At 55.3% G+C, this 15,894-nt stretch carries 10 protein-coding genes; 9 read left to right on the top strand and 1 reads right to left on the bottom strand.

What is annotated here, in order from left to right:
- Window positions 1–5 precede the first annotated feature (5 nt).
- The 9 genes from ACFE7X_RS13060 to ACFE7X_RS13020 all read left to right on the top strand — a co-directional run bounded on the left by ACFE7X_RS13060 (window position 6) and on the right by ACFE7X_RS13020 (window position 13,280).
- Complete coding sequence (locus ACFE7X_RS13060) at window positions 6–704, top strand: DUF3823 domain-containing protein (RefSeq protein WP_375436113.1); 699 nt, start codon at window positions 6–8, stop codon at window positions 702–704.
- Between the two features lie 270 nt (window positions 705–974).
- On the top strand, window positions 975–2,012 hold the full coding sequence (locus tag ACFE7X_RS13055) for a family 43 glycosylhydrolase (protein ID WP_375436112.1): 1,038 nt from the start codon (window positions 975–977) through the stop codon (window positions 2,010–2,012).
- A gap of 116 nt (window positions 2,013–2,128) precedes the next feature.
- A complete protein-coding gene (locus ACFE7X_RS13050; protein WP_375436111.1) occupies window positions 2,129–3,235 on the top strand; it encodes a 1,4-beta-xylanase in 1,107 nt (368 codons plus the stop codon).
- Window positions 3,225–4,379: a family 43 glycosylhydrolase gene (locus ACFE7X_RS13045; protein ID WP_375436110.1), complete on the top strand. Its 1,155-nt coding sequence runs from the start codon at window positions 3,225–3,227 to the stop codon at window positions 4,377–4,379. The genes ACFE7X_RS13050 and ACFE7X_RS13045 overlap by 11 nt, the downstream gene beginning before the upstream one ends.
- Before the next feature lie 857 nt (window positions 4,380–5,236).
- The gene (locus ACFE7X_RS13040; RefSeq protein ID WP_375436109.1) at window positions 5,237–6,397 is read left to right on the top strand and encodes a sialidase family protein; all 1,161 of its coding nucleotides are present in this window, start codon (window positions 5,237–5,239) and stop codon (window positions 6,395–6,397) included.
- 145 nt (window positions 6,398–6,542) lie between these two features.
- A complete protein-coding gene (locus tag ACFE7X_RS13035) occupies window positions 6,543–8,507 on the top strand; it encodes a glycoside hydrolase family 2 protein (RefSeq protein ID WP_375436108.1) in 1,965 nt (654 codons plus the stop codon).
- A gap of 304 nt (window positions 8,508–8,811) precedes the next feature.
- Window positions 8,812–10,248: a DUF1080 domain-containing protein gene (locus tag ACFE7X_RS13030; protein ID WP_375436107.1), complete on the top strand. Its 1,437-nt coding sequence runs from the start codon at window positions 8,812–8,814 to the stop codon at window positions 10,246–10,248.
- A gap of 99 nt (window positions 10,249–10,347) precedes the next feature.
- A complete protein-coding gene (locus ACFE7X_RS13025; RefSeq protein WP_375436106.1) occupies window positions 10,348–12,417 on the top strand; it encodes a c-type cytochrome in 2,070 nt (689 codons plus the stop codon).
- Between the two features lie 119 nt (window positions 12,418–12,536).
- Window positions 12,537–13,280 (top strand): DUF1080 domain-containing protein, encoded by a 744-nt coding sequence (locus tag ACFE7X_RS13020; RefSeq protein WP_375436105.1) that lies wholly within the window; start codon window positions 12,537–12,539, stop codon window positions 13,278–13,280.
- Window positions 13,281–13,479: 199 nt separating this feature from the next.
- Here ACFE7X_RS13020 and ACFE7X_RS13015 read toward each other — a convergent pair whose 3' ends face one another.
- Window positions 13,480–15,777 (bottom strand): GH92 family glycosyl hydrolase, encoded by a 2,298-nt coding sequence (locus tag ACFE7X_RS13015; RefSeq protein ID WP_375436104.1) that lies wholly within the window; start codon window positions 15,775–15,777, stop codon window positions 13,480–13,482.
- Window positions 15,778–15,894 lie beyond the last annotated feature (117 nt).

Here is a 15,894-nt window from a genome sequence, read left to right as displayed (position 1 = left end):
TGTTCATGAAATCACTACTTAATAGTCTCCTGCTGGCGGGTGTTCTCCTGTTCGTCGGCTGCGCCAAAGACAATGTTGACCCGCCTAGCTCCAACCTGACCGGACGGGTGATATACCAAGACCAGACTGTGGGCGTCCGCACCAACGGCGTGCAGTTGGAGATGTGGCAATACGGGTATCAATTGCGCAACAAAATCCCGGTGTACGTGGCCCAGGACGGCAGTTTTTCGGCCACGGTCTTTGATGGCAACTACAAACTGGTTCGGCTCCGCGACAATGGACCCTGGGTCAACAACACCGACAGCATCGATGTACAGGTGCGTGGCAATACGGTCGTAGACGTGCCGGTACAGCCCTACTATACTGTGCAGAACGCGACATTCCAGAAAACTGGCAACGCCATTACGGCTACCTGCCGAGTTAACCGGGTTGTGACAAGCCGTAACATCGAGTCGGTCACGCTCTTTGTCAGCACGACGCAATTTGTGGATACCAACAACGGAGTTCCATTGACTGATGCTGAAAGAGCCAGAAATACAGGCAACGTACTAACTGGTTCTGCACTAGCAGATCTAAATAAAGATCTGAGTCTATCCTTTATTTTGCCCGCAACGGCTAGAAGTTTCTGCTACGCCCGCGTTGGGGTGAGAACCCAGGGGGTGAGTGAGTTATTCTACTCACCGGTGCAAAAAATAGAGTTTTAAAAGACCCCCAAAAAAAGAAGGCAGCCAGTGGCTGCCTTCTTTTTATTAATACCGGGTCAACATGTACCAGATCAGCAAGAACAGGATGGTTTTTGTACACCCGAATGATTCCTTGCACAGCTAACGGCTAGCAAACGAAAGCTGGCACTTGGCTGCTGGCCACCCCTATCTACCTTTCAATGGCAGCAGGCTGAAGCCCTTCAGCGTGGCCCCACCTCCGCCAAAAGGTTCGAGTACACTTCCTTAACCGAAATTGCTTTACTTCTTGCCATGCTGACTGCTAGCTGGTTACGCATTCTGCTTCTGCTGAGTGGTATCCTCACTCCCACCGTCGAACTGTTGGCTCAGGTTGAAAGCAAGCCGGCCTCGACGTTCATGAATCCGCTCCGGGAAGATGGTCCTGACCCGTGGGTTACCCGGCAGGGCCCCTACTATTACTACACGAACACCACGGGGCGCAACCTTACTATTTGGAAAACCAAGGCTCTAAGTGAAATAGCGCAAGTTAAACCGGTAGTGGTCTGGACCCCGCCGGCCACCGGCATGAACTCGGATGCCATCTGGGCGCCGGAGTTGCATCAACTCGATGGTAAGTGGTACTTCTACTACACGGCCACCAACAAAGTGAACTCCAGTGACAACACCCGCTACGTCTTCGTGCTCGAAAATGCCAGTGCCGATCCGACTACGGGTACCTGGGTGGACAAAGGCAAAATCAACACCCGATATTCCGGCCTGGACGGTTCTGTATTCGAGCACGGCGGCCAGCGTTACTTTCTGTACTCGGCTTATGTGGGGCCGCAAAGCGTGCTGGCCATTGCCCCGATGGATAACCCCTGGACCTTGCGGGCCGGCAAGGAAGTGGTTTTGGCCCAACCGACTTACGCCTGGGAGAAAGGCGGCGGCCGTCAGATTCTGGAAGGGCCCGAATTTTTACCTGGTCGGAAAGGGCAGCTCAACATCGTCTATTCGGCCAGCGCCTGCTGGGACGACAACTACGCGCTAGGCATGCTGACGGCGGCCGAAGGCAGTGACCTATTGCGCCCCGAATCGTGGCGTAAGGCCCCGCAGCCAGTGTTTCGCCCTTCCGCTCAAAACGGCGTGTGGGGCACAGGGCATAATAGTTTCACTAAGTCGCCGGACGGGCGCGAGGACTGGATAGTGTACCACGCCAAAGCTGCGGCCGACGGCAAGTGCGCCGGCCGCAGTTCCCGCGCCCAGCGCTTCACCTGGAACCCGGATGGCACGCCCAACTTCGGCGAGCCAGCCTCGCTGCTACAACCGCAGCCGCGGCCGTCCGGCGAATAGCGCGCTGCTATCTGGGGCAGGTTGCTTGCGGGTTCTTATCAGCTTTTCGGCACTGCCAGCGGCCTCACCCCGAAGTCACCGCTCGATTTTCTTTCTCATCTTTCCCTTCCTTTTCCATGAAGAAATTAGTGCTCTTTTTCCTGCTCCTGCTGGCCTCGCAGGGCAGCTATGCGCAGAAAACTAAAATCAAAACCAAGGGCGCTGCAACCAGCACCACCGCGGCTGGGCAACGCTGGTCCGCCGAGAAAGCGCAGGCCTGGCACAAAACCCAGCCTTGGCTGTCGGGCGCCAATTTTACGCCGAGCACGGCTATCAACCAGCTGGAAATGTGGCAAGCCGCCACCTTCGACCCTACCACCATCGACAAAGAGCTAGGGTATGCCGAAAGCATCGGCTTCAATGTGATGCGCGTGTTTCTGCATAGCCTGGCCTGGCAGCAAGACCCGAAAGGCTTCAAGGACCGGCTCAACACCTACCTGGGCATTGCCGACAAGCACCACATCCGGACCATGTTTGTGTTCTTCGATGACTGCTGGAACAACGACGCCAAAGTTGGCTTACAGCCCGCGCCCAAACCCGGCATTCACAATTCCGGCTGGCTCCAGGACCCCGGCGACCCGGCTTCCCGCGACTCAACCACCTTTATCAAGCTGAAGCCCTACGTGCAGGACGTGCTGAGTTCCTTTAAATCCGACAAGCGCATCTTGCTCTGGGACTTATACAACGAGCCGGGCAACAGGGGCAAACTGGCGTCCTCCCTGCCTTTGGTGCGCAACGTGTTTGCCTGGGCTCGCGAAGTGAACCCCGACCAGCCCTTGAGTGTAGGTTTGTGGAACTGGGATTTCCAGGCGTTAAACAGTTACCAGGCGCAGCATTCCGATATCATCACCTACCACAACTACGACGACGTAGCGGCCCACCAGCGCGTAATCGAGTTACTGGAAACCCATAACCGGCCGCTGATCTGCACCGAGTACATGGCCCGCACCCGCAATTCGCGCTTTTCCAACATCATGCCCCTGCTGAAAAAGCAAAACGTGGGCGCGATTAACTGGGGCCTGGTGGACGGCAAAACCAACACCAAGTACCAGTGGGAAACGCCCCTGCCCGATGGCAGTGAACCCATTGAGTGGTTTCACGAGGTGTTTCGTAAAGACGGCACCGCTTACCGCCAAGACGAAACCGATTTGATTAAAAAGCTGAATGCCAAGAATGTTCAGTAGGCCTACTTTTAATTCGTTGGTGATTCGGCGCAGCCCGCAGGGCTACCCGCCGAGACGGACGCTGGACAAGCACTGGAAAATGCTTTCCTCCTGCTGGCTGCTATGCCTGGCGCTGCTACTTGCAGCGCCGGGCTTTGCGCAACAAGCGGCCAAGCCAGCTGCCACCGCTGCAACGTTCACCAACCCGCTTCTCCCGTCGGGCGCCGACCCGTGGAGCATTTACCACGATGGCTACTATTACTACACGCATACCACGGGCCGTAACCTGACGCTCTGGAAAACCAAGTCCCTGAGTCAGTTGAAGACCGCACCGAGCAAGGTGGTCTGGACGCCTCCCGCCAGCGGGCCCAACTCCCACGACATTTGGGCGCCGGAGTTGCACCGCCTCAACGACAAGTGGTATTTGTACTACGCGGCTGATGCGGGCACCAACCAAACACACCGCCTCTGGGTGCTCGAAAACAACTCCCCAGATCCTTTGCAAGGCACCTGGACCGACCGGGGCCAGATAACCGACGCCGCTAATCGGTGGGCTATCGACGGCTCGGTGTTTGAAAACAAAGGCCAACTCTATTTTGTCTGGTCGGGATGGGAAGGGGACGTAAACGGCCGCCAGAACATTTACCTGGCCCCCATGAGCAACCCCTGGACCATAACGGGGCCAAGCTTGAAAGTATCAACGCCCGTGTTTGCCTGGGAGCGTCAAGGCGACACCAGCAACCCCGCCGACCCGCCGCACATCGACGTAAACGAGGGCCCCGAAGTGATTCGCCACGGCAACAAGTTGGTGCTAGTTTACTCGGCCAGTGGCTGCTGGACGGAATCTTACGCCCTAGGAATGCTAACGGCTTCGGTCGACAGCGACTTGTTACAACCAGGTTCCTGGACTAAATCGCCGGTGCCCGTGTTTCAGCAAGATGCGCAGGCCAGGGTGTACGCGCCGGGGCACAATTCCTTTTTTAAGTCCCCGGACGGTACGCAGGATTGGATACTCTACCACGCCAACGATGAGCCTGGGCAAGGGTGTGGCCGTTTTCGCTCGCCCCGAGCGCAACCTTTCACCTGGAACGCCGATGGCTCGCCGAACTTCCAGCGTCCCTTAGCACGCGACCAGCAAATACCTCGCCCCTCCGGCGAGCAGTAAACGCTTTGTTTATGCCTCACTAGCTGGTCTAATGAGCCGTAGCTACATCCGCAACAATTGGAACAACTCGCAATCAGTTGGCAGTACAAATACAAGCTATTCCGTTCGCCCTAAATTCATGAACATCCAAGGACGTGTGCAAACGTTTGTCTCTGCTTTTAATTGGTAGCTGATTTTTCTATAGAAGCAGCTTACAAAGCCCATATTGTTTCCCTAAGCTGATCTTGGTTGTACTACCAAATAGGATAAGAGAATCTAAAATAAATCGCAAATACTTTCTTGCTTTCTTGAAATCAGCCAAGGTTATTCTTAACATTGGCCTAGTAAGACTTACTAGGCGCTGTGGCATAGCTTCATAACCAGTCCAATGGTTGAGCACAGCACCAACCCTGCGGAGATTGTAAGGAGTTGACCGTAGCAATCGTTTGTGCTGGTTTCTGAATGCAAACTTCTGTTCTCTCACAAATGAGTTTTCCAGTTGGTTTCGCACTCAAAAAACTGACTTCATCTTAAGAAAGGTTCTTACACAGAAAGCTTTTCAAAAGTAGCGGTTAACGAAAAAGATAAACTTAAGTAAACCTGACAACTGCCAATCCACTTGGCCCGAACGAAATCAGATACTGCGGTTTCCATCAAGAACTCGAAATACAGGTCTACGAAATGGGTGATGACGCTCACTCAGAATCCGATAATTTGAAATCAGGCTTAAACGATTTAGTGCACTGAAAAATCAACTATTGAAATTTTAAAGGCCCTAGGAGTTTGCTTGCTTTTCGCTGCCTTTTTCCATCAGCATGCGACTTGTTAACCCAGTTAGAGAATAACCATATGGCCCACCTGTGTTTTCTCTCCACTTCATGGCCGTTTTAGCTTTTCCGCGGCTGCTACTGTTGTTGGGCACGCTGGCGTTGCTTGCGCCCGCCGCTGCCCAACAACCTCTAGACCTGGGCACTACCACGTACTACCCCCGCGTAATCCGGCTGGAGCACGCCGGTCCAGCAACTGGCAATCTGTTGGCCAGCCTTGATAGCGGCCCTAGTGGTATTTTTTACGAAAGCCGCAACCAAGGCCACACCTGGCAGAAAGTTGGTACCGTCACCGATAACACGCCTCCTCGTACTTGTTGTAGCGGCCTCTACGAAGTGCCCCGCGACTTACCTGGTACGCCCGCCGGCACTTTGTTCTGGTCCACTTCCGTCGGGACGGACCAAGGGGGACGGGGGCCCTGTTCGATTCGGCTTTACCGCAGCCCCGACCAAGGGCGTACCTGGACCTACTTTTCCACGCCCGTTAGTGGCTATATTGGGCTGTGGGAGCCAGAATTCAACCTCGATAGCCGGGGCCGCCTGGTGGTGTATTATTCCAGCGAGGAAAGCAAAGCCCGCGGCTACAACCAGATGCTGGCCCACAAAGTATCCGCCGACGGCGGCCAGACCTGGGGGCCGGAAATGATAGATGTCGGTAAGCCGGACGGCCTGCTGCGCCCCGGCATGGCAACCGTCCGCCGCTTGCCCAACGGGCAGTACGCTATGGCCTACGAGGTTTGTGGGCAAGGCTGCGACGTCTATATCCGGACCTCCCCCGACGGAATAACCTGGGGCGATGCGGCCACGATGGGCACCCGCGTCGAATCCACGGAAGGCCACCACTTTGCGCACGCGCCCACGCTGGCCTGGGCCCCGAGTGCCGGAGCGCCTGATGGACAGTTGCTGGTCATCGGGCAGTTGCTGTTCAACAACACCGACAACAAGCAAGCCCCCCAAAGCGGACAGGTTTTCATGGTGAACCGCCGCAACGGCCAGGGGCCTTGGCAGGAAGTTCTGGCGCCGGTGCCCGTTCCCGATGCCAAAGGCCACCCCTGCCCTAACTACACCTCGCAGCTGCTGCCCGCCACCGACGGCATGACCGTGCTGGAAGTTGCCTTGCGCCTTACGCCGGACGGCTGCCGAGCATTCTACAATTCCGCGCCGTTGCCAACAACCACTCAGTTGAAAACCACTCAGTCGAAAACCAAATAGAATAGATGCCGCTCTACGGCGCGAACACCGCCGCTTTTCCAACTCGTCCAACATAGCGCACCGGCCAAAAGAGATTTTCACCCCTCTTACCTACTCCCTTCGCTCCTAGCTTCCTCGCCACTCCAACAATTCCCACCCCTTTCCTATGAACTCAATTAGACGCATTCTTTTCAGTATCGGGCTTGGCGCTGGTCTGTTCGGAGCCGGCTTCGATGTCTTAGCCCAGGCAGCGGCCCCAACTCCCGCGCCGCGGGTGGGGCCGGCTCCCATCCTTAGCCGCTGGGAAAAGCAGGTGACAGCGGATAATGCCTGGCGGGACTACCCGCGCCCGCAGATGGTGCGTCCGCAGTGGCAAAACCTAAATGGCATGTGGGACTACGCCATTACTGCCCGCACCGCGCCCGCGCCCACCTCCTTCGACGGGCAAATTTTGGTGCCTTTCTGCGTGGAATCGACGCTGTCGAAAGTTACCAAGCCGTTTTCGCCGGAGCAGCGGCTCTGGTACCGGCGCAGCGTGAATGTGCCGCAAGAATGGCAAAGCCAACGGGTGCTGCTGCACTTCGGCGCCGTTGATTACGAGTGCAGCTTGTGGGTGAACGGCGGGCTGGTGGGGTCGCACAAAGGTGGTTCCGACCCGTTTAGCTTCGACGTAACCGACTACCTGCAAGCCGGACAAAACCAGCTGCTGCTCGGCGTACTCGACCCCACGTCAACCGACGAGCAGCCGCGCGGCAAGCAACTGCTCAAGCCCAATGGCATCTGGTACACGCCCGTGTCGGGCATCTGGCAGACGGTTTGGATGGAGCCAGTGCCCAAGCAAGCGTACATTGAAGAAGTCCGGCTCACGCCCGAGCTGGACTCCAGCCGGTTGCGGGTGGAGGTGCTACTCAACCAACCCGCCAACAACTACACCACCGCTATCCAGCTCACGGCGCTCGACGGCAAGCGGACCGTCGCTACGACCCTCGTCCGGTCGGGCACGACGGCTTACCTAGATTTGAAAGACCCCAAGCTCTGGTCACCCGACAAACCTTTCCTTTATGACCTGAAAACCGAGCTGGTAACCGTGCCGGACCCGTTTGGCGATACGCCGCGCAACAAACGCCCGCGCCAAGTGAAAGCCCTACGCGCGGCCTACGCCAAGGCCACGGTTACGGGCGCCCCACTCGATGCCGTGACGGGCTACTTCGCCATGCGCAAAATCTCCGTAGGGCCGGGGCCCGTGGCGGGCCAGCCCGTGCTGCAACTCAACAACAAGTTCGTGTTCCAAAACGGCCCGCTTGATCAGGGCTGGTGGCCGGGCAGCTTGCTCACCCCGCCTTCGGAGGAAGCCATGATTTACGAGATTGACTTCCTGAAAAAATCAGGTTTCAATATGCTGCGCAAACACATCAAAGTAGAGCCCGACCGCTACTATTACCTGTGCGATAAGCTCGGCATCTTGGTGTGGCAGGATATGCCATCCGGCTTTCTGGAAGGCCAGAACGAGGCACCCGGCGACCAAGCCGAGCCGTTGCGCCGCTCCGTGGCCAAAGAGCAGATCGAGCTGGAACTGCGCCGGATGATGAACCGCCTGCACAGCCACCCGAGCATTGTAACCTGGGTGGTGCACAACGAGGGCTGGGGCCAGTACGACAACGAGCGGCTGACGGCCTGGGTGAAAAACCTAGACCCGAGCCGGGTCGTCAACGCCGTGTCGGGCTGGAACGACCGGGGCGCCGGCGACTTCTTCGACATCCATACGTATTCCGAAGAGCCCGTTGCGCCGGCAGCTAAAGCCAACCGCGTTGTTGCCATCGGCGAATTTGGGGGCATCGGCTGGCCGATAGAGGGGCACCTGTGGAACCCCACAATGCGCAACTGGGGCTACCAAACCTATCATTCGGCCGATGACGTGTTGAAGGCCTACCGAAAGAAGTACGCCAAAATAGTGGAGTACTACCAGCAAAAGGGATTGTCGGCAGCCGTTTACACGCAGACTACCGACGTGGAGGGCGAAGTAAACGGGCTACTTACCTACGACCGGGAAGTTGTCAAAATCCCAATCAAGACGCTCCGGCAGATTCATGCGCCATTGCTTAAGGCGGATAAGAGCCTTTCAGAGAAGTAGCGCCAAGGCTTGAAAGCAGCCTGAATGCTGGTAGTGGTGATTTCACCTCAGCGAATCTAAAAGGTAACGCGAAAGTGGATTAGTTTCGATTTGCTTTTACTTCAGCTAGTGGCACCAGATTTATTAAATTAATATATCCTAATTAATAACTCTAATTCACGTGCATAGATGTTATTCCAGAAAATTATCTCATCTGAAATATAAACAGGCAATTTTTTAAGCTAAATAAAATCCACTTGGAATTATTAAAGACTGATTTAGCGAAGTACAGCTCAAGAAAGAAAACACTTAAAAAAACAAACCGATGATTTTGAATACAAATTGTCTGACTCGCAAGCTGCTCTTAGCAATTGTTGTTTGTTTAGGCATTACTCCTGGTAGCTTCGCCCAAACTGATAATGCTATTACCTTCCAAGACTTATCAGCTTTTAAAAGCCCCGGCAAAACCTGGCAAATTGCCGGTGATGTAGAAGCCAGCCTGGAGAAGGACAACATATTGAAGCCCACGAAAGGAACCGGCATCCTGGTAAACCTTCCCGACAAAAAGAACCACGGGGCCGATTTATACACCACCGCCGAGTATGGCGACGCCGAACTGGAACTCGACTACATGCTGGCCAAAAACTCTAATTCCGGAGTTTATCTGCAAGGCCGCTACGAGATACAGCTGATGGATAGCTGGAGCCGTAAAAGCGTGAATGCGGGCGACAACGGCGGTATTTATGAGCGTTGGGACGACAGCAAGCCCGAAGGCCAGAAAGGCTACCAAGGGTACGCGCCCCGCCAAAACGCGAGCCGGGCTCCGGGGCTGTGGCAGCACCTTAAAGTGGCGTTTAAGGCTCCTACATTCGATGGCAGCGGCCGCAAAACCGCCAACGCCCGCATCGTACGGCTCGAACTAAACGGTGTAATCATTCACGACGGAGTGGAGCTGCTGGGCCCGACCCGCGGCGCTATGGCCAACGACGAAAAAGCCACGGGGCCGTTGCGTTTTCAGGGCGACCACGGGGCCGTGGCTTTTCGCAATATCACCATCACCAACGGCGTAAAAATGGCTCCGGAGCCGGCAAACGCCAATGTTCCGGATCCTATTTTGGTGGAAGCTCCGGTAACTACCGTGCTGCGCAGCTTTATGGATCTACCGGATCAGAGCCGGGTGGTACACGCCGTGAATGTGGGCAGCCCCGAAAAAGTGCATTACACCTACGACCTCGACCAGGGCAACATGATACAGATGTGGCGCGGCAATTTTCTGGACGCCACGCCCATGTGGCACGAGCGCGGCGACGGCTCTTCTCGGCCCGCAGGAGCCGTGTGCCGCTTCGGTAAACCCGTTTTCTCGCTGGCCAAGTTAGCTACTGCGCAAAGCGCTTGGGCAACGGATACGGTTGGGAGCGGCTACCGGCCCAAAGGCTACACCCTCGACGAAAACGACTGCCCAACTTTTGTGTACCAAGTGTACGGCGCGAAAGTATCGGATGCTATTCGGGTGCTGGAAAATGGCCAAGGATTGCGCCGAGAAATAACCGTGCAAAACCCTGCTGCTAATTTATATGCGAAATTAGCCGAAGGCAGTAATATCGAAGAAAAAGAGAAAGGCTGGTACCTGGTCGATGGTAAAGCGTATTATTTACAAGTAACCAATGTCGGCGGCACCAAACCTGTAATTCGTGATACGAATGGTCGCAAAGAACTTATTGTTCCAATGAAAGAGAAGCTGGTGTATTCTATGCTGTTTTAATTCAGCAAGCTTATTTAAAAAGCTAAAACTGAAATACAAATCAGTTAGAAATTCCAATTGAAATCAATTCCGAACCCAGACCGATCAGCCAATTTTGCTATGGGAAATACCACCAACAATACTTGCTCTCGTTTTATTCGCCGGGCCATACTACCGCTGTTTGTCGCAGCAACGGTCGGGCTTAGTGCCCAGGCGCAGGAAACTCCCAAGGAAGAAGACTTCTTTAAAATAATGAGGGTAACCGCCCCCGAAGGCATCATCCTGGAAGTGGGAGGTTTGGCCATGTTACCCAACGGGGACTTAGGCGTCTCTACCCGCCGGGGCGACGTTTTTGTGGTGCAGAACCCCACCAGCCGCCGCCCCTATTTTCGGAAGTTTGCCTCTGGTTTGCACGAGATACTGGGGCTGGCTTACAAAGACGGCGCCTTGTACTGTGCCCAGCGCGGCGAGTTAACCAAGCTGGTCGATACCAACAACGACGGCAAAGCCGACGTGTACGAAACGGTCTACGCCTGGCCTTTATCGGGGCATTACCACGAATACTCCTTCGGCCCCAAAATCGCGCCCGATGGGTCTTTCTTCGTCTCGGGTAACGTGGCGTTTGGCAATGAGCAGTGGTGGCGGGGAGAAAGCCGGGTGCCGTGGCGGGGCTGGACGATGAATATCACGCCCGACGGCAAAATGCAGCCCTGGGCCACGGGCATGAGGTCGCCGGCCGGCCTGGGCATGATTGATGGAGAGTTGTTCTATACCGACAACCAAGGTGAATATGTGGGCTCCGGCGGGATCTGGCACGTAACGAAAGGTGCTTTCACCGGCCACCCAGCGGGCTTGAAATGGACGGGCTTGCCTAACTCTCCCCTCAAAGTTACCACCGAGCAATTCAACGCCCTCGTGGATCCGCGCGACGTAAAAGACTCCGCAGGTAAGGCAATAAAGCCGGAGAACGTGGTAAATGAGAAGTTTGTGACGGTGGCCGACGTCAAAAAAGCCATTCCAGGGTTTCGCTCGCAGGCGGTTACGTTGCCCCACACCATTCTAGGGATTTCCAATTCCGAAATTATCAAGATTCCCGATAACACGTTCGGGCCGTTTGCCGGTCAGCTGTTGGTGGGCGACCAGGGCCAAAGCAAAATTATGCGGGTGGTCATGGAAAAAGTAAAAGGCGAGTACCAGGGAGTTGCTTTCGATTTCCGCGGCGACTTTCAGTCGGGCGTGCTGCGGATTGCGTTTGCCCCGGATGGCTCTTTGTTTGTGGGCGAGACGAACCGGGGTTGGGGTTCGGCCGGAGAGGCCAACGCGGGCTTGCAACGTTTGGTCTGGAACAAGAGCATGCCCTTCGAAATGCGGACCATCAGCGCCAGGCCCGATGGTTTTGAAATCGAATTTACGAAACCCGTAGACCGCAAATCGGCGGAAGACCTGGCTTCTTATGCGGTGCAAAGCTTCACGTATAAGTACCACCCCGTTTACGGTAGCCCGCCGGTGAACACCCAAGAACACCAAATCAAGGGCGTGAAAGTATCGGAGGACGGGTTGAAGGCGCGCATCGTAGTGAACAACCTGCGCCAGAACTACATTCACAACATCACCTTGGAAGGCGTGCGCGAAAAAGAGAATTCGTATTCGCTCGTGCACACTACCGCTTTCTACACGCTAAACAATATTCCGGACGGCGAGAAATTGGCGCTCAATCAGGTGAGCACGCGGAACTCCGGCACGGCGTACGGCAAAATTGAAATCCCCACCAAGCTGATGGCCGACCGGTTCAACTTTAAACTAGCCGCCAAAGCCCCGGAAAGCAAGCCCAAAGGCACTACGGCCACCTCCACTCAGAAGACAGGAGCCAAGGCAATGGTTAAAGTCACGCCGGTAGTGAACAAGACGCCTTCGTTGGAACTGGTCAAGCCCTTGCTGGCAAAATACACCTGCTTGGCCTGCCACAACGCAGACAAGCGGCAAGTAGGCCCGGCTTACAAAGAGGTAGCCAAACGCCGCTATACCCCGGAGCAGATTGTGCAGCTCATTCATAATCCCAAACCGCAAAATTGGCCGGAATATGCCACTGAGATGCCCCCCATGCCGCAGGTAAAAAAGGAAGATGCTTTAAAAATTGCTAATTGGATTAATTCTCTGGCGTCTCAGTCCGCATCTTCCGCTAAAAAATAGCTTTGCTATGAATAAGTGGTCTAAGCACTCTTCAGAATAGCTTGCGCAATACCTGCTAACACGTACATTTCTTACGTGTTGCCTGAAAAATTGGTCTCTGAACTTTTACTTTGGAAAGCATGACTTACTTTAAAAAGACGAATGCCATTCTTTCATTCGCCATTAGTGCCACTTTGCTTTTTGTCTGCGCTTTTAAAGCGGACAGCAACTCTGTTAAAGCAGATAATACCTTAACCAAATCAGAGGCAAAGGCCGGTTGGGTATTACTGTTCGACGGCAAATCAATGGAAAATTTCAAGGGCTTTCGGAAAGACGCAGTGCCGGCCTCTTGGCAACTTGAAGACGGCGCTATTGCCTTGACGGGTAAAGGCGGGGGTGATATTGTCACCAAAAACCAGTACGAGAATTATGAGCTTGTCATAGACTGGAAGATTTCAGACGGAGGAAATAGCGGCATTATTTATAACGTGTCGGAAGACCCGCAATACAACGCCACGTACGTGACCGGCCCTGAAATGCAAGTGCTCGATGATTTAAAGCACCCGGACGCTAAAATGGGCAAAAACGGCAACCGCCAAGCCGGTTCTCTATACGATCTAATTCCTTTATCTACAGCGGCTGTTAAGCCTGTGGGCCAGTGGAATACAGCTAAGTTGCTAGTCAACAAAGGACACGTAGAACATTGGCTCAACGGCAAAAAAGTGGTGGAATATCAATTGTTGAGTCCCGAATGGGAAGCAATGGTAAAAGACAGCAAGTTTGCTTCCATGCCAAGCTACGGCCGCATTAAAAAAGGTCATATTGCGTTGCAAGACCACGGCGACAAAGTGTGGTATAAAAACATTAAAATTCGTCAGTTGTAACGGGCACTCATTCGCTATTTTCTCAGAACGCAGCAGATGTTGCAGTGGCTATTTTCGTGGTTGGCGCCACTAGGTTTACCGCAGTGCTACTCAGCACCAAGGCAATGAGGAGGGCTCTTCGGAAGGTAAGTAGGTGCATGACTACGAGAGGAAATGAAGAGCCGCTAGCTTGAGTCGGAATTTGTCGGTCATGCAACTTTTATGGCTTTGCCGCCATGGTGAACGTTAGCTCGCCGCCGTCCATAATAGCTTGGTGCGCCAGAAATGGCCGCGTGAGTTTCTGCCCGTTGAGGCGAGCTTCTTTCACGTACACGTTTTTGTCGCTCTGGTTTTTGACGGTGATGCGGAAGGTTTTGCCGTTCTCCAGGTGCAGGGTGGCACCGTGCAGAGCGGGGCTGCCCAAGGCGTAATCAGCGGAGCCGGGCGCGACGGGGTAGAATCCCAGGACCGAAAACAGGTACCAAGCACTCATCTGGCCGCAGTCGTCGTTGCCGCCGAGGCCGTCGGGGGTGGGGCGGTACATTTTGGGCAGAATCATGCGCACGCGGGCCTGGGTTTTCCAGGGCTGCGCGGTCCAGTTGTAGAGGTAGGCGGCGTGGTGGGCGGGCTCGTTGCCGTGCACGTAGTTGCCGATGATGCCTTCCCGGGTGATATCCTCGGTTTCGGCGAAAAACTTATCGGGCAAGTTCATCGTGAACAAGGAATCTAGGTGCTCTACGAAGCGCTTTTGGCCCCCCATGGTGGTGATGAGCGCCGCCGGGTCCTGGGGTACGTAGAGGCTGTAGTTCCAGGCGTTGCCCTCGATGAAGCCTTGGTTGTGGGTGCTCAGCACGTCAAACTCCTTGCGGAAAGTGCCATCTGAGAGCTTGGGGCGCATGAAGCCGATGCGCTTATCATACACGTTCTGCCAGTTCTGGGCGCGTTTGCTGAACTCCTGGTAGATGTCCTGCCGGCCTAATTTCCGCGCGGCCTGGGCAATGCACCAGTCATCGTAGGCGTATTCCAGCGTTTTCGACACCGATGAGCCGCTCTTGTCTTCGGGCACGTAGCCCAGCCGCAAGTAGTCGCCGATGCCGTCGTACCACTGCTGGCGGGCGGTGGTCACGCAGGCGTCGAGGGCCTTGTTGGCATCAAAAGGAGCATTGCCCTTCACGATGGCATCGGCAATGACAGGCACGCTGTGGTAGCCAATCATGCACCAGTTCTCGTTGGCGTGGTGACTCCAAACGGGCAGCATGTGCTCCACACTCTGGTCGAAGTGGGCCAGCATAGATTGCACCATGTCGGCGTTGCGTTTGGGCTGGAGCAGGTTGAAGAGCGGATGCAGGGCGCGGTACGTGTCCCAGAGCGAGAAGGTGGAGTAATTGGTGAAGCCCTCAGCTTGGTGCATGTTCTGGTCAAGGCCGCGGTACTGCCCGTCGGCGTCCATGTAGGTGGTCGGGCTCAAGAAGGCATGGTACATGGCGGTGTAGAAGTTCTCCTTGTCTACCTTATTCGGCGACTCTACTACCACCTTGCTTAGCTCCTGCTGCCAGAGCTGCTGAGCCTGCGCTTTCACCTTGTCGAAATCCCAACCGGGTGCTTCGGCGCGCAGGTTCTGCAAGGCGCCGGCCGTGCTCACCGGCGAAATAGCCATTTTGAGCTTGATCTTTTCGTTGGCTTGGGTCTGGAAGTCGAAGTACAGGCGGAGCTGCTCGCCGGCCAAATCAGGGAAGTTCTTGCTCTGATCGAACCGGCCCCAAAAGCCGCGGTACACCTGCTTGGGCGAATAATTGCGGCTGCCGTACTGCCGGAAGGGCTTCGAAAACTGGAGGGCAAAATACAGCGTGCGGGTGCGGCCCCAGCCATGGGTCTGGCGGTAGCCGGTCACGAGCGAATCGTTTTCCACCCGCACAAACGTCCAGACGTTTTTATCGGGGTAGTTGTAGATGCCCGCCATCAAATCCAGGATGATGTGGGCTTGGTCGGACTGCGGAAACGTGTACTGGTGGAAGCCCACCCGGTTGGTGGCCGTTAGCTCGGCCAGGATGTTGTGGTCTTCCAACTTCACCTTATAGTAGCCGGGCTCGGCCACTTCGGTGCTGTGGGAATAAGCGGAGCGGTAGCCATGTTGGGGTTGCGTGGCCGTGCCGGGGTTGAGTTGCAAGGGGCCGGTAGTGGGCATCACCAGAAAGTCGCCGAGGTCGGAGTGGCCGGTGCCGCTGAAGTGCGTGTGGCTGAAGCCGACGATGGTTTTGTCGGCGTATTGGTAGCCGGCGCAATACTTGTACACGTCGGGGTTGTACTTGCCGTTCTGCTCGTAGCTGAGCGTGTCGGTATCGGGCGAGAGCTGCACCATCCCGAAAGGCACCGTAGCGCCCGGAAACGTGTGCCCCATCTTGGCTGTCCCTACAATGGGGTGGGCATATTGCACCAGGTTTTCAGTGGGCTTGGCCTTTTGAGCAAGCGTTGATAAGGACGTGAAGAGTAGAGCAATAGTGTAGAACAGGTAGCGCATCAAGTTGGGGAACGGGATATTGGGAAAAGTAACCGTGGCGAATGGGGTGCTCTCGCCGGCGGTAAGTTGTCTTACAATTCAACTATCATTCCGACGCAGGAGGTATCTGGTTCGAGC

It is taken from the genome of uncultured Hymenobacter sp., from assembly GCF_964242765.1.
Taxonomy (GTDB): Bacteria; Bacteroidota; Bacteroidia; order Cytophagales; family Hymenobacteraceae; genus Hymenobacter.
This window is presented reverse-complemented; position numbering and strand designations above follow the sequence as displayed.